Source organism: Actinoplanes solisilvae (assembly GCF_003999975.1).
In the GTDB taxonomy this organism is placed as follows: domain Bacteria; phylum Actinomycetota; class Actinomycetes; order Mycobacteriales; family Micromonosporaceae; genus Actinoplanes; species Actinoplanes solisilvae.
This window is the reverse complement of record NZ_RJAC01000002.1, coordinates 173,038-192,448: the sequence shown is the minus strand read 5'-3', so window position 1 is coordinate 192,448 and position 19,411 is coordinate 173,038. Positions and strand designations below refer to the sequence as shown.

At 71.0% G+C, this 19,411-nt stretch carries 24 protein-coding genes; 19 read left to right on the top strand and 5 right to left on the bottom strand.

Annotated features, from left to right (window positions below):
• Positions 1–4 precede the first annotated feature (4 nt).
• The 5 genes from EER30_RS07735 (at position 5) to EER30_RS07715 (ending at position 5,373) form a co-directional block, all read left to right on the top strand.
• Complete coding sequence (locus EER30_RS07735) at positions 5–808, top strand: rhomboid family intramembrane serine protease (protein ID WP_127499662.1); 804 nt, start codon at positions 5–7, stop codon at positions 806–808.
• Between the two features lie 58 nt (positions 809–866).
• Positions 867–1,625, top strand: coding sequence for a hypothetical protein (locus tag EER30_RS07730; protein ID WP_127499661.1), 759 nt, complete (start codon positions 867–869; stop codon positions 1,623–1,625).
• A gap of 156 nt (positions 1,626–1,781) precedes the next feature.
• Positions 1,782–2,822 carry a nucleoside triphosphate pyrophosphohydrolase gene (locus EER30_RS07725; RefSeq protein ID WP_127499660.1) on the top strand — a complete coding sequence of 347 codons (1,041 nt, stop codon included), beginning with the start codon at positions 1,782–1,784 and terminating at the stop codon, positions 2,820–2,822.
• A 10-nt stretch (positions 2,823–2,832) separates the two neighbouring features.
• A complete protein-coding gene (locus tag EER30_RS07720) occupies positions 2,833–4,449 on the top strand; it encodes a DUF885 domain-containing protein (protein WP_127499659.1) in 1,617 nt (538 codons plus the stop codon).
• A gap of 87 nt (positions 4,450–4,536) precedes the next feature.
• A complete protein-coding gene (locus EER30_RS07715) occupies positions 4,537–5,373 on the top strand; it encodes a phosphotransferase (RefSeq protein WP_127499658.1) in 837 nt (278 codons plus the stop codon).
• Here EER30_RS07715 and EER30_RS07710 read toward each other — a convergent pair.
• From EER30_RS07710 to EER30_RS07690, 5 genes are all read right to left on the bottom strand, one after another.
• Positions 5,353–5,757: a hypothetical protein gene (locus EER30_RS07710; RefSeq protein ID WP_127499657.1), complete on the bottom strand. Its 405-nt coding sequence runs from the start codon at positions 5,755–5,757 to the stop codon at positions 5,353–5,355. The two genes, EER30_RS07715 and EER30_RS07710, sit on opposite strands and share 21 nt — an antisense overlap.
• Before the next feature lie 76 nt (positions 5,758–5,833).
• Positions 5,834–6,196 carry a zinc ribbon domain-containing protein gene (locus tag EER30_RS07705; protein ID WP_205650139.1) on the bottom strand — a complete coding sequence of 121 codons (363 nt, stop codon included), beginning with the start codon at positions 6,194–6,196 and terminating at the stop codon, positions 5,834–5,836.
• 252 nt (positions 6,197–6,448) lie between these two features.
• Complete coding sequence (locus tag EER30_RS07700) at positions 6,449–6,964, bottom strand: RNA polymerase sigma factor (RefSeq protein ID WP_127499656.1); 516 nt, start codon at positions 6,962–6,964, stop codon at positions 6,449–6,451.
• A 34-nt stretch (positions 6,965–6,998) separates the two neighbouring features.
• Positions 6,999–7,661, bottom strand: a complete 663-nt coding sequence (locus EER30_RS07695; RefSeq protein WP_127499655.1) for a hypothetical protein — start codon at positions 7,659–7,661, stop codon at positions 6,999–7,001.
• A gap of 41 nt (positions 7,662–7,702) precedes the next feature.
• Positions 7,703–8,326 (bottom strand): hypothetical protein, encoded by a 624-nt coding sequence (locus EER30_RS07690; RefSeq protein ID WP_240669877.1) that lies wholly within the window; start codon positions 8,324–8,326, stop codon positions 7,703–7,705.
• A 161-nt stretch (positions 8,327–8,487) separates the two neighbouring features.
• On the opposite strand from EER30_RS07690, the gene eno reads away from it, so the two are divergent.
• The 14 genes from eno (at position 8,488) to EER30_RS07620 (ending at position 19,352) form a co-directional block, all read left to right on the top strand.
• Entirely contained in the window at positions 8,488–9,771 is a 1,284-nt protein-coding gene (gene eno / locus EER30_RS07685; protein WP_127499654.1) for a phosphopyruvate hydratase, read from the top strand.
• A 90-nt stretch (positions 9,772–9,861) separates the two neighbouring features.
• Positions 9,862–10,479 carry an FtsB family cell division protein gene (locus EER30_RS07680; RefSeq protein ID WP_127499653.1) on the top strand — a complete coding sequence of 206 codons (618 nt, stop codon included), beginning with the start codon at positions 9,862–9,864 and terminating at the stop codon, positions 10,477–10,479.
• Between the two features lie 8 nt (positions 10,480–10,487).
• Positions 10,488–10,985 carry a DUF501 domain-containing protein gene (locus EER30_RS07675; RefSeq protein WP_127499652.1) on the top strand — a complete coding sequence of 166 codons (498 nt, stop codon included), beginning with the start codon at positions 10,488–10,490 and terminating at the stop codon, positions 10,983–10,985.
• Position 10,986: 1 nt separating this feature from the next.
• Complete coding sequence (locus EER30_RS07670) at positions 10,987–11,478, top strand: amino-acid N-acetyltransferase (protein ID WP_127499651.1); 492 nt, start codon at positions 10,987–10,989, stop codon at positions 11,476–11,478.
• Positions 11,475–12,383 (top strand): Ppx/GppA phosphatase family protein, encoded by a 909-nt coding sequence (locus tag EER30_RS07665; protein WP_127499650.1) that lies wholly within the window; start codon positions 11,475–11,477, stop codon positions 12,381–12,383. The genes EER30_RS07670 and EER30_RS07665 overlap by 4 nt, the downstream gene beginning before the upstream one ends.
• 70 nt (positions 12,384–12,453) lie before the next feature.
• A complete protein-coding gene (locus tag EER30_RS07660) occupies positions 12,454–12,783 on the top strand; it encodes a PadR family transcriptional regulator (protein WP_127499649.1) in 330 nt (109 codons plus the stop codon).
• A complete protein-coding gene (locus EER30_RS46950; protein ID WP_164842255.1) occupies positions 12,780–13,790 on the top strand; it encodes an HAAS signaling domain-containing protein in 1,011 nt (336 codons plus the stop codon). Before EER30_RS07660 ends, EER30_RS46950 begins: the two co-directional genes overlap by 4 nt.
• Before the next feature lie 86 nt (positions 13,791–13,876).
• Positions 13,877–14,344: an LppU/SCO3897 family protein gene (locus EER30_RS07650; protein ID WP_127499648.1), complete on the top strand. Its 468-nt coding sequence runs from the start codon at positions 13,877–13,879 to the stop codon at positions 14,342–14,344.
• A gap of 15 nt (positions 14,345–14,359) precedes the next feature.
• Positions 14,360–15,127, top strand: a complete 768-nt coding sequence (locus EER30_RS07645; protein WP_127499647.1) for a uracil-DNA glycosylase — start codon at positions 14,360–14,362, stop codon at positions 15,125–15,127.
• A gap of 33 nt (positions 15,128–15,160) precedes the next feature.
• Positions 15,161–15,847 carry a DUF4129 domain-containing protein gene (locus EER30_RS07640; RefSeq protein ID WP_127499646.1) on the top strand — a complete coding sequence of 229 codons (687 nt, stop codon included), beginning with the start codon at positions 15,161–15,163 and terminating at the stop codon, positions 15,845–15,847.
• Positions 15,844–16,419: a hypothetical protein gene (locus tag EER30_RS07635; protein WP_127499645.1), complete on the top strand. Its 576-nt coding sequence runs from the start codon at positions 15,844–15,846 to the stop codon at positions 16,417–16,419. Before EER30_RS07640 ends, EER30_RS07635 begins: the two co-directional genes overlap by 4 nt.
• Before the next feature lie 13 nt (positions 16,420–16,432).
• Entirely contained in the window at positions 16,433–17,443 is a 1,011-nt protein-coding gene (locus EER30_RS07630; RefSeq protein ID WP_127499644.1) for an AAA family ATPase, read from the top strand.
• Between the two features lie 29 nt (positions 17,444–17,472).
• Entirely contained in the window at positions 17,473–18,789 is a 1,317-nt protein-coding gene (locus EER30_RS07625) for a DUF58 domain-containing protein (RefSeq protein WP_432417526.1), read from the top strand.
• On the top strand, positions 18,789–19,352 hold the full coding sequence (locus EER30_RS07620; protein ID WP_127499643.1) for a hypothetical protein: 564 nt from the start codon (positions 18,789–18,791) through the stop codon (positions 19,350–19,352). Before EER30_RS07625 ends, EER30_RS07620 begins: the two co-directional genes overlap by 1 nt.
• Positions 19,353–19,411 lie beyond the last annotated feature (59 nt).

Genomic DNA, 19,411 nt, shown 5'->3' with positions numbered 1-19,411 from the left:
TTGCATGCGCGAGGCCCCCGTCGGGCAGCGCTGCCCCGTCTGCGTCAAGGGCGAGAACAAGACCGTGCGTCAGGCGCGCACGGTCTTCGGCGGCCGCACGGTCGGCACGCCGTGGATCACCTATTCGCTGATCATGGTCAACGTGCTGGCGTACGTGGCCGAACTGATCCACCCCGCACTGATCGACAAGTTCGATGTGTTCGGCGCGGGGCTGCTGGGGTCCGACGGCACGTACTACGTCGACGACGGCAGCCCGGCGCCCGGCTACACGCTCGTCGGTGTGCTGCACGGCGAATGGTGGCGGCTGTTCACCGGGGCGTTCCTGCACCAGCCACCGGGCGGCAGCGGGTTCGGGTTGACCCACATCCTGTTCAACATGGTCTGGCTGTGGATCCTGGGCCGGTTCCTCGAGGAGAAGCTCGGCCGGGTCCGCTACCTCGCGCTCTACCTGCTGGCCGCGCTGGGCGGTTCGGCGCTGGTGGTGCTGGTCGACCCGGCCCAGTCGGCGATCGGCGCGTCCGGGGCCGGGTTCGGGCTGGCCGCGGCCTACTTCGTGGTCACCCGCAAACTGCACGAGCACCCCATCGACCGTACGCAGCTGCTGGTGTCCTTTGTCCTGTGGCTCGTGCTGACGGCCGGCTTCACGTCGTGGGAGGGGCATCTCGGCGGGCTGCTCACCGGTGCGGCCGCGGCGATCGCGCTCGCCTACGCGCCGCGCCGAAACCGAACCACGGTGCAGGTCGTTGCCCTGGTGGTGATCGGATTCGTGCTGGTCGCGGCGCTGACCGCCAAGAGCCTGACGATGTGATCAGTTTCTTCCGGGGGTCGGTGACGTGGGTCATATCAGACGTGAGAGAGTCAACGCCATGCAGCGTGCCCGCCGTCTCGCATCAATCGCCGTCGTTGCGTCCCTGACCGTCGGCGGGCTCTCCGCCTGCCGGTCGGAGCCGTCCGTGGCCGCCTACGTCGGCGCCACCGGGCGCATCACCGAGGAACGCGTGCAGGCGGTCTGGGACAACGCTTTCGCCGCCGTGCGGTCGCAGGCCTCCGCCACCCCCGCCGAGCCCCAGGCCAGTGCCGCTGCCGCGTCGCTGCCCATCACGCGCAGCGAGATCGTTCGCACGCTGGTCAGCGCCGACGTGCTGGCCGAGGTGGCCAAGCGCGAGTCGGTGACACTCCCGACCGACCTGCCGCTCGGCGACTACGCGACCCAGCTGCGCCTGCCCGAGTCGGCCGAATACGTGCGGCTGTACGCCGAGAGCGACGCGCTGATCCGGGCGCTGCGCACCAAGGTGCAGGGCACAGCGCCCGAGCCGACCGACGCCGACCTGCGTGAGGTCTACGACGTGCTGGTGTCGGCGCAGGAGATCCCGGCCGACACGACGTTCGAGCAGTTCAAGCAGCAGCTGCCGGCCGAGAACCTGCAGCTCGTGAAGACGGCTACGGCGGTCCGCAACGAGGTCGCCGAGGTCACCGGCACCATGAAGATCACGGTGAACCCGCGCTACCAGCCGCTCGGCATCCCGGTCCTGGAGTTCCAGACCCAGAACGGTGCGCTGCGGCCGCTGGTCATCGTCCCGCTGGGCGCCTCCGCCAACAGCGACCCGGTGACCGACATCTCCTGATCCACTCGCCGGCACCCTGTGGACAACCCTCCGCCCAGCCCTCACGCCCGCTAACGTCCACCCACGTCCCTTGGGCGGGCGGGGGAGGCGGTGGCACCCCGGAAGATCAAACGGGCCGCGGTCACAACTACGGCCCGGGCTGGCAGAGTTGCGACCATGACCGCCGCTCGGATCGTTCTGCTCGTCACGTCGCCGCGCCTGCCCGCCGGACTGCTCACAGCCGCCGCCTGGGACGTCCTTCGGGCCCACCCCGTCTTCGCCGCTGCCGACTCCGAGCAGGCCGAGGCCCTGCGGCGCAGCGGCGTCCCGGTCACGGTCATCGAGAGCGACCCGGAACGGATCCTGGCCGAGCTGGCGGCGGCCGGCGGCACGACTGAGGCCGGCGGCACGACCGACGCCGGCGGCACGACTGACGCCGGCGGCACGACTGACGCCGGCGGCGGGAACGCGGTCGTCTGGCTGGCCGGCCCGACCGGAGACGAGGCCTTCGCCCGCACGCTGGGGCTGCGGCTGGCCCGCGAGCCCGCCCTGGCCGAGCTCGAGCTCATGTACGGCTCCTGGGACCCGCCCGGCGCCCGCCTGCTCGACGCCGTCGCCGTGATGGACCGCCTGGTCTCGCCCGGCGGCGACCCGTGGAAGCGCGCCCAGAACCACCGCACCCTCGCGCCCTACCTGCTCGAGGAGAGCTACGAGGCGTACGACGCGATCGAGGCCGGCGACACCGACGCGCTGCGCGAAGAGCTCGGCGACGTGCTGCTGCAGATCGTGTTGCATTCGCGGCTGGCCGAGGAGCTGCCCGAGGACGAGGCCTGGACGGTCGACGACGTCGCCGGCGGTCTGGTCGACAAGATGGTGCGGCGCAACCCGCACGTCTTCGCGGGGGCCGAGGTCGCCGACATCGAGGAGATCACCGAGAACTGGGACCGGATCAAGAAGGCCGAGAAGTCGCGGGACTCCACGCTCGACGGCATCGCGCTCAGTCAGCCCGCTCTCGCCCTGGCCGCCAAGATCCTTCAGCGTACGCGTCGAGCCGGTCTCGACGTACCGGTGCCTGAGGGTTCTGATCTCGGGGAACGGCTGCTGCGGATCGTGGCTGAGAACGGCGCGGACGCGGAGCAGGAGCTTCGCCGGGCGGCGCTGGAATACGCCGAGGCGGTCCGTGCGGCGGAACGGAAAAATGTCGGACCGGCCGAGTAGGTTTCACGACATGCCGGAGTTCGTTCCGCTCGCCGAGAGCATCGTCGACGCCATCCTCGAGAGTGACCCCGCGGTGGCCACCTACACCGGTGACCATCGTTTCGACGACCGCCTGCCCGACCTGTCACCCGGCGCGGTCGGCGCGCGCGTCGCGATGCTGCGCGACGCGGCCGACGCGCTCTCCGGCATCGACGCCGACGGCCTCGGCCCCGAAGATCAGGTCGACCACGCGATTCTCAGCGCGATCGCCGAGCGCGGCCTGTTCGAGCTCGCCGACGTGCGCGAGCACGAGTGGAACCCGCTCGAGCACAACCCCGGCCCGCTGCTGCACGCTTTGATCTCGCGCCAGTTCGCCCCGGCCGAGGAACGTCTGGCCAGCCTCGGCGGCCGGCTCGCGGCCATCCCCGACGCGCTGGCCACCGCCCGCGCCGTGCTGCGCGACGTGCCGCGCATTCACGCCGAGACCGCGATCGGCCAGTTCGCCGGCACGGCCGCGCTGATCCGCGACGAGCTGCCCGCCCTGCTCGAGCAGGAACCGGGCATGCGCCCCGCGGTCGAGCCCGCCTCGGCCGCCGCCCTGGCCGCCCTGGCCGAGTTCGACGGCTGGCTGCACGCGCGGGTCGACAGCGGCGATCCCGGCCGCGACCCGCGTCTGGGCCGCCGCCTGTGGGAGGCCCGTCTCTGGCACACGCTCGACACCGAGTTGCCCGCCGGCGAGGTGCTGTCGCGCGCCCGGGCCAACCTCGAACGGGTCGGCGAGCGGCTGCGCGAGGCGGCCGCCGAGCTGACCGGCGGCCCCGCCACCGACGAGACGGTCCGCCAGGCCCTCGCCACCCTCGGCGCGCAGCACCCGGCCGACAACACCATCGTCGACCTGGCCAAGGTCACGATGGAGGAGGCGACCGAGTTCGTCCGCAAGCACGACGTCGTCACCCTGCTCGACGACCCTTGCGTGATCGAAGAGATGCCCGAGTTCGCCCGCGGCGTCTCGGTGGCCTATTGCGACCCGCCGGGCCCGCTCGAGACGGCCGACGTGCCGACGTTCTACTGCATCTCACCGACCCCGGCCGACTGGCCGGCCGAGCGCGTCGAGTCGTTCTACCGCGAATACAACAACCACATGCTCCGCGAGCTGACCGTCCACGAGGCGATGCCCGGCCATTTCCTGCAGCTCGCCCACTCCCGCCGCTTCCGCGCGGCGACCCGGGTGCGGGCGCTGGGCTGGTCCGGCCCGTTCGTCGAGGGCTGGGCCGTCTACGCCGAAGAGGCGATGGCCGATCTGGGCTTCGGCGGCCTGCCCGTGCGCCTGCAACAGCTGAAGATGCAGCTCCGCATGAGCCTCAACGCGATCATCGACCAGCTCGTCCACTGCGACGATCTGCAAGAGTCCGAGGCGATGGCCATGATGACCGGCCCCGGCTTCCAAGAGGAGGGCGAGGCCGCCGGCAAGTGGCGCCGCGCCCTGCTGACCTCGACCCAGCTCTCGACCTACTTCGTCGGCTACACCGAGGTCGCCGCCATCGCCGCCGCCCGCCCGTTCGGCGCCACCCCCAAGGCCTGGCACGACGCGATGCTGGCCCACGGCTCCCCGCCCCCACGCCACCTGAGCACCCTCCTGGGCGTCTGAGGGGCCGAATTGTTCGCGCGGCGGCCGCCGTGGCGATCCGCACCTGCGGCTCTGCGGTCGCGAGTCGACATCGCGTGCGGCTCACCCGTGGCCGGCGCGCGTGACGTGCACGGCGGCATGTCACCCGGGCCGGCCGCGATCCTGAACCTGGCCCACGGCCGCCGGGTCTTCGCCAAGGCAGTGTCGCGCGAGGCGAGCGAGGCCTCCCATCGCTTCTACCTCCGTGAGGCGGACGTCCTGGCCGCGATCCCGGCTGCAGCACCCGCGCCATCCTTGCTCGGCACGGTCGAGGTCGGCGGCTGGTGTGCTCTGGTGATGTCGCTGGCCGAGGGTGACCCGGCCGGGCCGCCCTGGACGGCCACGACGGTCACCCTGGTCGTCGCGGCCTGCGAACAGATCGCCGCCCTGACCGCGCCGCCTTCGCTGCCGCGCGTCGGCGACCTGCTCACCGACCTCGACGGCTGGCATCGATTGATCGCCGCTGACGCTGCTCTCGACCGTTGGGAGCACCGGCATGCTGGTGCCCTCGCCGAGTTGGCCGAAGGTTGGGAGCAGTGGACGACCGGCACAACGCTGGTGCATCAGGACGTGCGGGCCGACAACGCCGTGGTCGACTCCGGCGTGGGGCGGGCCGTGCTGGTGGATTGGAGTTTCGGCTGTGCCGGCGCGGACTGGCTCGACCGGGCGCGTTTGGCAGCCGACCTTGTCGGGGCCGGCCATCGCGAAGGAGCCGAGGTTGCCCTCGCCTCCGCCACGAAGATTCTCGGCGGCTTGCCGGCTGGTGCCGTGCGGTTCGTGGCGGCGCTGGCCGGCATGTGGCGCTACCGGTCGACCCTGCCGGCCCCGCCGGGCCACCCAACTCTGCGGAACTGGCAGCGGGAAAGGGCCGTCCGCCTTCGGCCCCTACTGATGACCTTGACGTGAAGCGCGGTCCAGCTCGGCTCGCCGGCGGCGCAAACCCGCGCGGGTTCGCAAAGCGACACCCAGGTTCGCGACGGCGGTCGCGCCGAGCAGCAGGGCGACCGTGATCAGCCACCCGGGTGTGGTCGGGGCGACGACCAGCGCCCCTACGGCGAACACCGTCCACGCGCCCAGGGCCAGCCAGGCGGCGATGACGCGGTCGCGGGCGAACAGCGGGGTTCGGCGGGTCACCGCCCAGGTGCCGAAGGTGGTCCAGCCCAGGCCGACCGTCACCAGCACGGCTAACGCGGCCCGGGTGCGGACGGGCAGGCCGGGTTCGGTCGCCCACAGCACGCTGATCAGGCCGGCGCCGACCAGGCCGAGCAACGCCACCACGACGTACGTCAATCTCCTGCGCAGCGACAGCGTGGGCGGAAAGGCGTCCGATCAGTTCGTCGGGTGTCATTCGGTGTACCGTTACCGCTCAGTGCGCTTTGGTGAGCACACGGTTGGTAGTCCTGCCTTGCGGCGGGACGGTCCCGGTCTGACCGACTGCTGTCGTGCCGGGTTCACGCTTCACAGCCACCCGCCCGCATACGCGGGTCTTCTGGTCGGCTCCACGTGCTGCCACCGAGCCACTCCCGGCGGTGTCGAACTGTGCCGCGAGCGCGGCCAGGTTCAGCGCGACGTTCCGGTCCCGGTCGATGACCAGGCCGCACGCCACACAACGGCATTCACGCTCGGACAGGGCCGGCTTGGTTTTCACCGCGCCACAGGCCGAGCACGTCGTGGAAGGACGATCCTGCGACGCGACCGTGTGCAAAGCGTCGAAATCACGGCCCGGCACCCGAGATCGCAGAGGTGACACCCGAACGCACACTATCGCTCACGGTCCCCCCTCTACATGCCCTCCATCGGAACGAAACCAGTCTCCGCTACCGCATGGCAACTAGTCAAGAGACATGTCGTCGTCTGCCTAGGAATTTGGTATGTGGCGCCGCAGCAAGTTTGCCTACGGGATACCGGTGGCCGCTGCCCACTTCTTTGCCTTGACACCGTCCCTATTGCCAACCAGTGAGCACTACCGACTATCAACACGTCAGCAGCTGCCACCCCTCGACAGCAGTTCTTCGTGCAGCAGCCGCCGCGCTCGGTTGAGGCGTGACTTGATCGTTCCGACCGGCACGTCGCAGATCTCGGCGCACGCCTGCAGGGGGAGGTCCTCGAGATGGAACAGCATCAGGACCTCGCGTTCGCGCGGCGGTAACGCCCCTAGCGCCGCCGCGATCACCTGTCGGTCCAGCACGTCATCGTCAAGCGTCGAAAAAGGCGACAAAACGTCTGAAGTAACAGGCGGGGTGTACGAGTCCCGCAGCCGATTCATCACCGCCCGGCGGGCGATCGAATACAGCCAGGGCGCGAAGCGGTCCGGTTGCCGCAGGCGGGGCAGGCCCTTCACGACGGCCAGCCAGATCTCCTGCACCACGTCGTCGTCGGGCCGGCCCAGCATGCGGCTCACGTAGCGCTCGACGCGCTCGTGCCACGCCCGCACCAGCTCGGCGAAGGCCTCCCGCTCGCCCAGGCGGCAGCGGATCACCAACAGTTCGTCACTCATCGAACTGTTCAGTCGCGTCAGGCGCGGGCGAGGTTCACGAACCGATCAGCCGGTGGCCCGGGGGCACCTGGAACGCGTCGATCGGGACGGCGTCCTGGTAGGCGGTCAGGGCCTGTTCGACCGGTTTGCCGTCGATGGTGGCGGTGAAGCTGGCCAGCACGCCCTCGTTCGTCACGCAGACGTCGAAGACCGGGGCCGCGGTTCCGTCGACGTCGCGCAGCTGCAGGCACAGAGCGTGTCGTCCCGCGATGGTCGTGTCGTGCTGTTTCGTCTCGACGACCGGGTCGATCGCGGCCGCCGTGAGCATCGCCTGCACGGCTTCGGGGGAGACCAACGGCGCCCCGTCCAGGGAGGCGGCCACCGACGGGTCGGCCTTCGTCGAGGTGCACGACGAGCCCGTGCAGCGGATCGTCGCCGTGGTGGTCGTGATCACGCGACCGCCCGGATAGACGTAGGCCGCGCGCGGAGGACCCTGCGCGCGGCTCATCGTGGCCGTTTCGCCGCCGGTCACCCGATAGGTCGCCTGATAGGTCAGGGCCGATCCCGCGGCGAGCTGATCGGCCGTCTCGGTGATCAGGTTTTCCCTGGTCATCGGGGAGGCGCTGGCCTCGTCGAGCCCGGCGCAGCCGGCCGTGCCGAGCAGCGCGGCGCCCACGACGACGAGGCCGGTGAGCGTCAGGCGCGTAACTGCGGGCACGCCTGACACCTTGGCCCATCGACGCAACCCTCGGCAAACCGTTATCGGGCCTGGGCCCGCGCCCTCATCTGAAGAGTGAGGATGTAGCGCCGGATGACCCGGGCCTGGTGCTCGTCGGCCGCCGTGAACACCGCGACCAGCTCGACCATCAGCGGCCCGCGGACCGGGATCTGCTGCCGCACCGAGCTGACCTTCGACGCGCGGGCCGCGAACGCGACCACCTCGTCCCCGACCTGCATGCGAAGGGTGATCTCGTCGCCCAGCGCCACCTCGACATCGGTGAAGTGGGCCCGCACCGAGCCCTCGCTGAGGTCGTGGATCAAGCCTTGGGCACTTTCCAGACCGGGGCGCACCAGCACGATCGGTTCGCCGCCGCCCCCGCGCACGAAGTCGCGGCTCTGCTCGATCGCGGGTGTGGCCGAGTAGCGCACCTCGACCCGGTTCCCGTCGATCCCGGCCACGGTGCCCACGAGGGCATACCCTCCGCGCGGGGCGGCGGCCCAGCGCAAACGGACCTCCGAGTTCGCCGGTGGCAGGTCGTCCAGGGCCATGGACAGGGTGATCACCTCGTCCGTGGCCGTCACGACGCGTACATCTGGCAGCGTTTCGCCGAACGAGGTCATCTCGATGTACGACCCGTCGGCGGGAAGCATGGGTGTGCTCATAGTGACCGGGTTATCGGCAGCGCCGGCCCCCACATGAGGGCAAAACCAAAAGAACCGGCCGCGCGTACGCCCGCTGCCGGGGCTCGTTAGGCTCAAGTCGTGGTCGGCCGCAGGGTCGCGGTCGGTGAACTGCAGCCTTACTAGAGGGAGCGACACGACACATGGCCACCATTGAAGCGATCGTCGCCCGCGAGATTCTCGACTCCCGGGGCAACCCGACCGTCGAGGTCGAGGTCGGGCTGGACGACGGCACGGTCGGCCGCGCCGCAGTGCCCTCGGGCGCCTCGACCGGCGCCTTCGAGGCGATCGAGCTGCGCGACGGCGACAAGGGTCGATACCTGGGCAAGGGCGTCGAGAAGGCCGTCTCGAACGTCGAGGACAAGATCGCCGACGAGCTCGTCGGCTACGAGGCCAGCGAGCAGCGCCTGATCGACCAGAAGATGCTCGACCTCGACGGCACCGCCGACAAGAGCGAGCTGGGCGCCAACGCGATCCTCGGCGTGTCGCTCGCGGTCGCCAAGGCCGCCGCGCTCTCCGCCGAGCTGCCGCTGTTCCGCTACGTCGGCGGCCCCAACGCGGCCGTCCTGCCGGTGCCGATGATGAACATCCTCAACGGTGGCGCCCACGCCGACTCGAACGTCGACGTGCAGGAATTCATGATCGCGCCGATCGGCGCCCCGACGTTCCGCGAGGCTCTGCGCACCGGCGCCGAGGTCTACCACGCGCTCAAGTCGGTGCTGAAGAAGAAGGGCCTGTCGACCGGCCTGGGCGACGAGGGCGGCTTCGCCCCCAACCTGCCGTCGAACGCGAGCGCCCTCGACCTGATCGCCGAGGCCGTGCAGGCCGCCGGCTTCAAGCTGGGCACCGACATCGTTTTCGCGATGGACGTCGCCGCGACCGAGTTCCACAAGGACGGGGCGTACGTCTTCGAGGGCGCCCCGAAGACGACCGACGAGATGATCGCCTACTACGCGAAGCTCGCCGCCGAATACCCGATCGTCTCCATCGAGGACCCGCTCGACGAGGAGGACTGGGCCGGCTGGACCGCGATGACGGCCGAGCTCGGCAACAAGATCCAGATCGTCGGCGACGACCTGTTCGTCACCAACCCGACCCGCATCGGCCGGGGCATCGCCGAGGGCGCGGCCAACGCCGTGCTCGTCAAGGTGAACCAGATCGGCTCGCTGACCGAGACGCTCGACGCCGTCGACCTGGCCCACCGGGCCGGCTTCAAGACGATGATGAGCCACCGTTCGGGCGAGACGGAAGACACCACGATCGCCGACCTGGCCGTCGCGGTCGGCAGCGGCCAGATCAAGACCGGCGCTCCCGCCCGGTCCGACCGGGTCGCGAAGTACAACCAGCTCCTCCGCATCGAGGAGCAGCTCGAGGGCGCGGCCCGGTACGCCGGTGCGGGCGCTTTCCCGCGTTACCGCACCGCGTGACGAGGGCCCGCTAGATCATGGAGTTGTGGCGCCCGCGGAAACGGGCATAGGTTTCCAGCGGGCGCCACGGCACATGACGGAGGGGTTGGGGTGACACAGCGACGAGCACCGAGCGGTCAGGGCCCGGCCCGCCGCCCCGCGTCGTCGCGTGCCCGAGCCACCGGGGCCGTGCGCAACACCGGCGCGGTCCGTAAGACGGGCGCCGTGCGCAAGACCGGTGCCGTCCGCACCACCGGCCCGATCCGCAAGACCGCCAACCGCCCGACCGCCTCGCGCCGTCCGGCCAACGGCGGCCGGGGGGCCACCAAGCGCACCGTCGCTCCGAGGCCACGAGCCCTGACCGGTCGCGCGATGATCCTCATCGTCGTGTTCATCGCGCTCGCGCTGGCCTACACCTATCCGCTCCGGGTCTATCTCGCGCAGGAATCGCAGATCGCCCAGCTCGAGGCCGACCAGGCCGCGCAGCGCGAGCTCATCGTGCAGAAGTCGCAAGAGCTGCAGAAGTGGCAGGACCCGGAATACCTCCGGGCGCAGGCCCGCGAGAAACTGTTCTACGTGCGCGACGGCGAGATCCCGCTCGTGGTGCTGAACGACCCGGCCGGCGCCGCCGCCGAGGCCGGCACCAAACCCCCGGCGCCCGCGCCCGACCGCTGGTACGACACGCTGTGGAGCAGCGTGAGAGCCGCGGACGCAGAGTCTCCGAACTGAAAGCTGAAATGAGCGAACCCTCCGAGGCCGATCTTGACATCGTCCAGGCCCAGCTGGGCCGCCGCCCCCGGGGCACCCGTGCCGTCGCGCACCGCTGCCCGTGCGGCAACCCCGACGTCGTCGAGACGTCGCCCCGCCTCGACGACGGCACCCCGTTCCCGACGCTCTACTACCTGACCTGCCCGCACGCGACCGCCGCGTGCAGCCGCCTCGAGTCGGCCGGCGTCATGCGCGACATGCAGGACCGCCTGTCGACCGATCCCGAGCTGGCCGCGCGGTACAAAGCCGCCGCCGCCGATTACGTCTCCCGTCGCAAGGCGATCGAGGATGTGCCCGAGATCGCGCATGTGGCCGCCGGCGGCATGCCCGACCGGGTGAAATGCCTGCACGTGCACCTCGGCCACGCGCTGGCCGTGGGCCGCGGCGTCAACCCGTTCGGCGACGAGGTGCGCGACGCGGTCGAACCGTGGTGGATCGACGGCCCGTGCGTCCCCAAGGCCGAGTGAGTTGGAGATCCGCCGCGCGCGCACCAGCGACATCCGGGCGATCCGGACCCTGGTCGACGAATACACGGCCGACCGCCGGCTGCTGAGCAAGGCGACGGTCACCCTCTACGAGTCGGTGCAGGAGTTCTGGGTCGCGGCCGAAGGCGACGAGATCAGAGGCTGCGGCGCCCTGCACGTCATGTGGGAAGACCTCGCCGAGATCCGCACCGTGGCCGTCGACCCCGCCTTCCGCGGGCGCAAGATCGGTCACCAGATCGTCGAGCGGCTTCTCGACGTGGCCCGTGATCTCGGGGTGGCCCGCGTCTTCTGCCTCACGTTCGAGACCCGGTTCTTCGGTTCGTTCGGGTTCACCGAGATCGACGGCGCCCCCGTGCCGCATGCTGTGTACGAGCAACTCCTGCGCTCGTACGACGAAGGTGTCGCCGAATTCCTCGACCTGGAACGGGTCAAGCCCAACACGCTGGGGAACACGAGAATGCTGTTGCATCTATGAGCCGCGTCGCCGCGATCGACTGCGGGACGAACTCGATCCGCCTGCTCATCGCCGACGTCGCGGACGGACGGCTGACCGACGTGGCCCGGCGCATGGAGATCGTGCGACTCGGTGAGGGCGTGGATCGTACGGGCCGGCTGTCCGAGGGCGCTCTGGCCCGTACGCGGAAGGCTCTGATCGGTTATGCCGCCGAGATCGCCGAACTGGGCGTGACGAGGGTGCGCATGTGTGCGACCTCAGCGTCGCGCGATGCCTCGAACGCGCAGGAGTTCCGCGACATGGTGCGCGGCGTGCTCCACATCGACCCCGAGGTGATCAGCGGCACCGAGGAGGCCCGGCTCTCGTTCACCGGCGCGGTCGCGGGGCTGACCGCCGAGACTCCCTACCTGATCGTCGACATCGGTGGCGGCTCGACCGAGTTCGTCACCGGCGTCGCCAACGTCGACCACGCGATCTCGATGGACATCGGCTGCGTCCGCATGACCGAGCGTCACCTGCACAGCGACCCGCCGACGCCCGCCGAGATCCACAACACCGAGCGTGACGTGACGGCGGCCGTCGACATCGCCTTGACCGCGGTCCCCGGTCGCGAGGCCAAGACCCTCGTCGGGCTGGCGGGCACCGTCACGACGGTCACGGCCCTGGCCGAAGGCCTTTCCGAGTACGATCCCACGCGCATTCACCACGCCGAGGTGAGCCTCGACGACGTATCCCGGGTGACCGCCGAGCTGCTGGCCATGACGGTCGAGCGGCGCCTGGCCCTGCCGGTCATGCACCCCGGCCGGGCCGACGTGATCGGGGCGGGCGCGCTGATCCTGCGCACGATCATGGAGCGCTCGGGGCACGACGCGGTGATCGCGTCGGAGCACGACATTCTCGACGGCATCGCCTTCAGCCTGGCCTGACGAGCTCTCCGAACGCCGAGCGGTACAACGCTCTTGACGGTATTTCGCAATGCGCAGTACTGTCCACCGCGTGGATACCACCCAGCTGCTCAAGGGTGTCCTGGACCTGGCCGTTCTCGCCGTGCTGCGTGGCGAGGACGGCTACGGCTACGACATTCTTCGCCGCCTGCGAGCCGCCGGGCTCGACGAGGTCGGCGACGCGTCCGTCTACGGCACGCTACGACGCCTCTACGCCGGCGGATTCCTGAACACCTACGTGGTTCCCAGCGACGAAGGCCCCCACCGCAAGTACTACGGCCTCAACGCCGCCGGTCGCGCCGAGTTGCAGCGGTCGGGCAAAGTGTGGCACGGCTTCGCATCCACCATGGACGATCTGCTTCGCGAGCGGGAGACGGCGTGAACTCCACGGCACAGGACGAGATCACCGAGTACGTCGAGCGGGTCCGTGCGGCGCTGGCCGACCTCCCCGAGGCGACCCGCGCCGAGCTGCTCGAAGACCTGCCAGAACACCTGGCCGAGATCCGCGCCGAAGACTCGATGACGCTCACCGACCGGCTGGGCAGCCCGGAGGCGTACGCGGCCGAGCTGCGCGCCACCGCGGCCGGGTTCGTCGGCGGCTTCCCCGACCCGCCCAAACCCCGCTTCGTCGCGCTCCACGAGGCCAAGGCCGACGTCCTGCGCATCTGGGGGCGGGCCGACGTCAAGATCGGTCCCCTGATCGGGTACGCCACGGCGAGCGAGTTCCTCACGCTGCTGCGACCGGCGTGGTGGGTGCTGCGGGGCTATCTGGCCGCGATGGCGATCGCGCTCCTGCTCGACGGCGGGTCGCACTCGATGGGCCTGCTGCCCCGCGTCGGGAACAGCACGATCATCGCGTTGCTGCTGCTCGCGGGGGCGGTGATCGGCTCGATCCTGCTCGGCGCGCGCGACCCGCGGCTGACCGGATGGCAGCGCAACCTGCTGCACGGCGGCACGGCCGTCCTGGCGATCTTCGCGCTGGCCGGGTTCTTCAGCGCGGACAGCTCCGTGCGCGACCCGGGCTATCAGGACGTGGGCTACTCCGGCGGGTCGCCGTTCGACAACGTCAGAGACCTCTTCGTGTACGACCAGGAGGGCCGGCTGGTTCCCGGGGCGCGGCTGTTCGACCAGGAGGGCAACCCGGTGCAGCTCGGCGACCCCTGGTGCAACAACCCGGACACCGGCGAGGTCAGCCATTCGCGGACGATGGGTTACCCGTTCTGCCCGGACGCCGCGCCGTTCACGTCCCCGACCGCGGGCGCGACCCCGTCCGGGTCCACGACTCCGAGCGTCGCTCCCAGCGCCATCGTGCCGCCGCCCACGCCGTCGACCACGCCGTCGACCACGCCGACGGCCACGAAGACCACGTCGGCGCCGCCCGCGCGCTGACGGGTCGCGTGGAGTGGTGAGGGGTCGCTACCGTCTCGTGTCGCGACCCGGCTGATCCCGCGGCCGGCCCCCCGAGAGGAACATCTGTGAGCGACGCTGTCCCCACCCCGCCCGCCGGCGACCCCACGCCCGGCCCGGACGGAACCCAGCCGCTCGTCACCGCCGCGCCGGATTCTGCGCCGCCGGCCCCCGAGCAGCCCCGGAAACGCGGCGCCGGCAAGATGATCGGCGGGGTGCTTCTGGTGATCGTCATGGCGGTTGCCGGGGTCGCCCTCTCGCGGGTCATCTTCAACGACAACGCGGGCGACGCGAAGGCCGGTGACTGCATCTCGGCCAAGAGCAAGGTCAAGGACGAGGGGACCACCAAGACCGGGGCCCGCGTTGTCGACTGCGGGTCGGGCGACGCGCAGTTCACCGTCGTCGCCCGGGTCGACGGCGAGACGTCTCTGCAGAGCCCGGCCTGTGAGAAGTTCTTCCAGCCCGAGGAGAAGTTCTACGTCATGGCCAGCCAGGATGGGCAGGGTTATCTGCTCTGCATGAGGCCCAAAGCCTGACTCCGGTGGCGGCTCATGGCGCCGAGGTGCTGTGCTTCCAGGGTGCAGTCCCACTCGCGTACGCCCGAAGAGGTCTCCATCGCGGCGGCCGGTGCCGCCTCCCTCGACGTTCTCGACGCCGGGATCGCGGATTGTTTCGCCTGCCCGCGCCTGGTCGCCTGGCGCGAGGAGGTCGCCGCGACCAAGCGGGCCGCGTTCCGTGACCAGCACTACTGGGGGCGGCCGGTGCCCGGGTTCGGGGTCGCCGACGCCGAGATCGCGATCCTCGGGCTGGCCCCGGCCGCGCACGGTGGCAACCGCACCGGCCGCATCTTCACCGGTGACCGGTCGGGCGACGTGCTCTTCGCCGCGCTGCACCGCGCCGGGCTGGTCAACCAGCCGACCAGCGTCTCTGCCGACGACGGCCTCGCGCTGAGACATTTGCGGATCTTCTCCGCCGTCCGGTGCGCCCCGCCCGACAACAAACCGCTCCCGGAGGAGCGCGACAACTGCGCCCCGTGGCTGCACCGGGAGCTCGACCTGATCAGCCCGACCCTGCGCGTCGTGGTCGCTCTCGGTGCTTTCGCCTGGCAGGCGTGGTGGCCGGCGATGACCGCGGTGTACGGCGTCCGGCCGCCGGTGCCGCGGCCGAAGTTCGGGCACGGCCGGCTCGTCAGCCAGCCGGGTGTGCCAGATCTGCTCGGCTGCTTCCACGTAAGCCAGCAGAACACCTTCACCGGTAAGCTCACCCCGGCCATGCTCGACGACGTGTTCGCCGAGGCCAAAAAGCTGGCTCGAATCTGACTGTCTTCAGGGGCGGCCGGATGGAAGGAACCGATGGTTTTCGCAGCTCTCCGGCGGTGGTGGCCGTTGGCCGCCGTCCTCGTGCTGCTCTTCGGCACCGCCCTGGCGGCGACCCGGTCCGAGCCCCGCCTCGAGGAGATCGTCCGCGACGAGCCGCAAGAGGCTCCGCTGCTGCCCACCGGCGGTGCGGCCGGGCAGCAGAGCGCCCCGCCCACGCCGGAACCCGCCCGCGGCCTGCCCGACTGGATCAACACCGTCGCGCTGGTCGTTCTCGGCGTGGTGGTCCTCGTCCTGATCGGCCTGCTGATCTTCACACTGCTGCGCGACCGTCGCCGGCGCTCCGGCAAGAACGACCGTCGCCGCCACCGCAAAGATCAGCCGCGTACGGCCGAGGAGCTGGTCGCCGCGCTCGACGCCGGCCTCGAGGAGCTCTCCGACACCGACCGCGACCCGCGCCGCGCCGTGATCGCCTGTTGGGTGCGGCTCGAACAGGCCGCCGCGGCCGCCGGCACCCCGCGCCACCCCGGCGACAGCCCCACCGACCTGGTCGGCCGCCTGCTGCGCGAGCAGAACGTCGACGCCCAGGTGCTCTCCGCCCTGCTCGAGGTCTACCGCCAGGCCCGCTACGCCACCCACACGGTCGACGACCAGATGCGCCGCCAGGCCCGCTCGGCGCTCGAACGGCTGCGGGCCGACCTGGGCGCGGGGGTGACGGCGTGAGCGACGGCGGCCTCGACGATCTCTTCGGCGGCCGGGAAGACCTGCCCGTCGCCGACGAGCCCGCCCCCGAGCAGCGCAAACGTTCGTGGCTCGGCTGGGTCCTGCGCAACCTGCTGCTGATCGCCGTCACCACCGCCGTGATCGTGGCCGCGCTGCGCTCGGCCGACGTCGAGATCTCGGTGCTGTTCGTGGTGGCCGCCCTGGCCGGCCTGCGCCTGGTCCTGCTGGCCGTGGCCGAGGTCCGCTCGCCCCCGGCGCCCAAGCGCTCTGACCGGCGCCGCTCCGACAACACCGCGGGCACCGACTCGATGCGCGCCGCCGTGCGCCGCTGGGAACGCGATCTCGAGCGGGCCCAGGCCGACGACGATCTGTATTCGCGTAACGTTCTGCCGGTGCTGGCCGAGCTCACCGACGAGCGGCTGCGCCTGCGCCACGGCATCACCCGTGCGTCCGACCCCCGGCGCGCTCGGGAGCTGCTGGGCGACAAGCTCTGGGCGGTGCTGGCCGACGGCCGCCGCCTGCCCAGGGCGCGAGACCTCGAGTCCTACGTGGACGTTCTGGAACGACTGTGAGAAAGGTGCCGTGGTGACGGAGACAGGCGTGCAGGCTCTTCCCCCGTACGAGGTGGGAAGGCTGGCCGCGGCCGTCCTGGACTCGGTCGGCAGCGTGGTGGTCGGCAAGCGCGACTCGCTGGAACTGGTGCTGGCCGGCATCCTCGCGGGCGGCCACGTGCTGCTGGAAGACCTTCCGGGCCTGGGCAAGACGCTGACCGCGCGCTCGTTCGCGCAGGCACTCGGCCTCGACTTCCGCCGCCTGCAGTTCACCCCCGACCTGCTGCCGGCCGACGTGACCGGCTCGTTCCTCTACGACCAGCGCAAGGGCGACTTCTCGTTCCGGGCCGGTCCGATCTTCACCAACTTCCTGCTGGCCGACGAGATCAACCGCACGCCGCCGAAGACGCAGGCCGCGCTGCTCGAGGCGATGCAGGAGAAGCAGGTCTCGGTCGAGGGTGTCACCTACCGTCTCGACCCGCCCTTCCACGTCCTCGCCACGGCCAACCCCATCGAGTACGAGGGCACGTACCCCCTGCCCGAGGCTCAGCTCGACCGTTTCATGCTGCGGGTGTCGTTCGGCTACCCGACCGCCGAGGAGGAGTGGGACGTGCTGCGCCGCCGCATGTCCCGCCGCCAGGAGGAGACGTTCCTCAAGCCGGTCGTCGACGCCAACACGCTTCAGTCGATGCAGGCCGCGCTCGAGATGATCACAGTCGAGGACTCGATCGGCCGCTACATCGTGGCGCTCACCTCGGCCACCCGTGAGCATTCCTCGGTGCTGGTCGGCTCGTCCCCGCGCGGCTCGATCGCGCTGCTGCTGCTCGCCCGCGCCCGCGCCGTGATGGCCGGCCGCGATTTCGTGGTGCCCGAGGATGTCAAAGACGTCGCCGTGCCCGCCCTGGCCCACCGCATCACGCTGCGCCCCGAGATGTGGCTGCGCCGGGTCGACCCGTCCTTCGTGGTCGACGAGGTGCTGCAGGCGACCCCGGCCCCGGCGAGCGGCGCCCTGCCCACCTACGCGACGGGACAGCCCGCGACGTGACGGTTCCGGAGCCGCTGCTGCGCCGCGCCGTGCCGCCGGCCGCCTCCGCCGAGCAGGGTGCCGGCCCGGCGTGGGCACCGACGCGTGCGCTCGGCCGCGCCGTGCTGCTCACCGGTCTGCTGCTGGTGCTCGGGGTCGCGCTCGGCCGGGTCGACCTGGTGCTGCTCGCGGCCCCGTTCGCGATCGGCGCCGCCATCCACCTGCGCCGCATGCCCCGGGCCACCCCCGAGCTGACCGTCGGTGCCGACGAGGAACTGCTCGTCGAGGGCGGCCAGGTGCAGGCCTCGGTGACCGTCTCCAACCCCGACCACATCACGTACGACCTGGTGGTCGTGCGCACCCGCACGTCGCGCTGGCTCAAGCTCGAGCAGGCCGACCGCCCGTTCGCCATCACCGTGGCGGCCGACGGCTGGGCCGCGGTCGACCTGTCCGGCGACGCGCTGCGCTGGGGCCGGCAGGACGTCGGACCGGCTGCCGCGCGGGTCGCCGCCTGCGGTGGGCTGCTGGCCTGCCGCCCGGTTGTCACCCAGGCTCACGGCGTACGGGTTTATCCGGTGACCGAGCCGTTCAACGCGATCGAGGTCATGCCCGCCGCGGCCGGGCTGGTCGGCGCCCACCGGTCCCGCCGTATGGGGGAGGGCGGGGAGCTCGCCGGCGTGCGCCCCTTCGCCCCGGGCGACCGGCTGCGGCGCATCGACTGGCGCGTCTCGCTGCGCACCCGCGATCTGCACGTCGCGTCCACATTGTCCGACCGCGACGCCGAGGTCGTGCTGCTGCTCGACGTACTCGGGGAGGTCGGCCTTTCCGGTGGGGTCAAGGGCAGCGCCTCGGTGCTCGACACGACCGTGCGGGCCTCGGCCGCGATCGCCGAGCACTACCTGCAGCGCGGCGACCGGGTGTCCCTGCTCGAATACGGCGCGTCGGCCCGCCGGCTGCGCCCCGCGACCGGCCGCCGCCAATACCTGACCGTCCTCGAGTGGCTGCTCGACGTACGCGCCGACCCGATGGAACACGAGCACGACTTCGGCGCCCACCAGGTGTCGTCCGACGCCCTGGTCGTGGTGCTCACCCCGCTGATCGATCCGCGCTCGGCCGACCTGCTGGCCCTGCTCGCCCGGTCCGGCCGCTACGTCGTCGCGGTCGACACGCTGCCCGCCGGCGCCGCTCCCGAGGCGCGCGGGCCGTGGACCCCGGCGGCCACCCAGTTGTGGCGTCTCGAGCGCGAGAACGTGCTGGGCCGCCTGCGTGAACACGGTGTCCCGGTCGTCGAGTGGGCCGGCGCGGGCAGTCTCGACCTGGTGCTGCGCGACGTCTCCCGGCTCGCCTCGGCGCCGAGGGGGCGTTGATGCTCGGACTCGTCACCCGCCGGTTCGCCGCGACGCGCCGCACGCTGTCGCGGGCGACCGTGCTGCCGTTCCTCGTGCGCGTAGCGATCGCCGTCTGCGGACTGGTCGCGATGTCGGTGGCGTGGCCGTTCGCGCTGTTCGGCTCGCAATACTTCGTCCCGCTCGCGGCGGTCGCCCTCTACCCGGCCTTCGCTCCGCGGGGGCGGGCCGCCACGTTCGCGGCACTGACTGTGATCGGCGGGTGGCTCGTCGACACCACGTTCGACGACACCCCGGTCACGTTGTGGCGGGTGCTGACGATCGCCGCGGCCCTCTATCTCGGACATTCGCTCACGGCGCTCGCGGCTGTCCTCCCGTACGACTCGGTGGTCAACCTCGACGTTGTGGGCCGCTGGATCGTCCGTGCGCTCGGCGTGATCCTTATCTCTGCCGCACTCACCGTGTTCGCGCTGGGACTCACCGCTGAACTCGCGGGCGGTCCGTTCCTCGCGGCCACCGTGGTCGGTCTGGCCGGCGCGGCGGGAGCCACGCTTCTCATAGCACGCCTCGTTCGCCGACCCTGAAATCTGTCGGTAATTTGTGGGTCATAGCACTTGACAAATGGCTTTGGCATAGATCACAC

Excerpts from the sequence above, each read along its gene's own strand:
- EER30_RS07735 (WP_127499662.1), top strand. The coding sequence starts at position 5 with ATGCGCGAGGCCCCCGTCGGGCAGCGCTGCCCCGTCTGCGTCAAGGGC.
- EER30_RS07730 (WP_127499661.1), top strand. The coding sequence starts at position 867 with ATGCAGCGTGCCCGCCGTCTCGCATCAATCGCCGTCGTTGCGTCCCTG.
- EER30_RS07725 (WP_127499660.1), top strand. The coding sequence starts at position 1,782 with ATGACCGCCGCTCGGATCGTTCTGCTCGTCACGTCGCCGCGCCTGCCC.
- EER30_RS07720 (WP_127499659.1), top strand. The coding sequence starts at position 2,833 with ATGCCGGAGTTCGTTCCGCTCGCCGAGAGCATCGTCGACGCCATCCTC.
- EER30_RS07700 (WP_127499656.1), bottom strand. The coding sequence starts at position 6,964 with ATGAGTGACGAACTGTTGGTGATCCGCTGCCGCCTGGGCGAGCGGGAG.
- EER30_RS07690 (WP_240669877.1), bottom strand. The coding sequence starts at position 8,326 with ATGAGCACACCCATGCTTCCCGCCGACGGGTCGTACATCGAGATGACC.
- eno (WP_127499654.1), top strand. The coding sequence starts at position 8,488 with ATGGCCACCATTGAAGCGATCGTCGCCCGCGAGATTCTCGACTCCCGG.
- EER30_RS07675 (WP_127499652.1), top strand. The coding sequence starts at position 10,488 with ATGAGCGAACCCTCCGAGGCCGATCTTGACATCGTCCAGGCCCAGCTG.
- EER30_RS07665 (WP_127499650.1), top strand. The coding sequence starts at position 11,475 with ATGAGCCGCGTCGCCGCGATCGACTGCGGGACGAACTCGATCCGCCTG.
- EER30_RS07645 (WP_127499647.1), top strand. The coding sequence starts at position 14,360 with ATGGCGCCGAGGTGCTGTGCTTCCAGGGTGCAGTCCCACTCGCGTACG.
- EER30_RS07640 (WP_127499646.1), top strand. The coding sequence starts at position 15,161 with ATGGTTTTCGCAGCTCTCCGGCGGTGGTGGCCGTTGGCCGCCGTCCTC.
- EER30_RS07620 (WP_127499643.1), top strand. The coding sequence starts at position 18,789 with ATGCTCGGACTCGTCACCCGCCGGTTCGCCGCGACGCGCCGCACGCTG.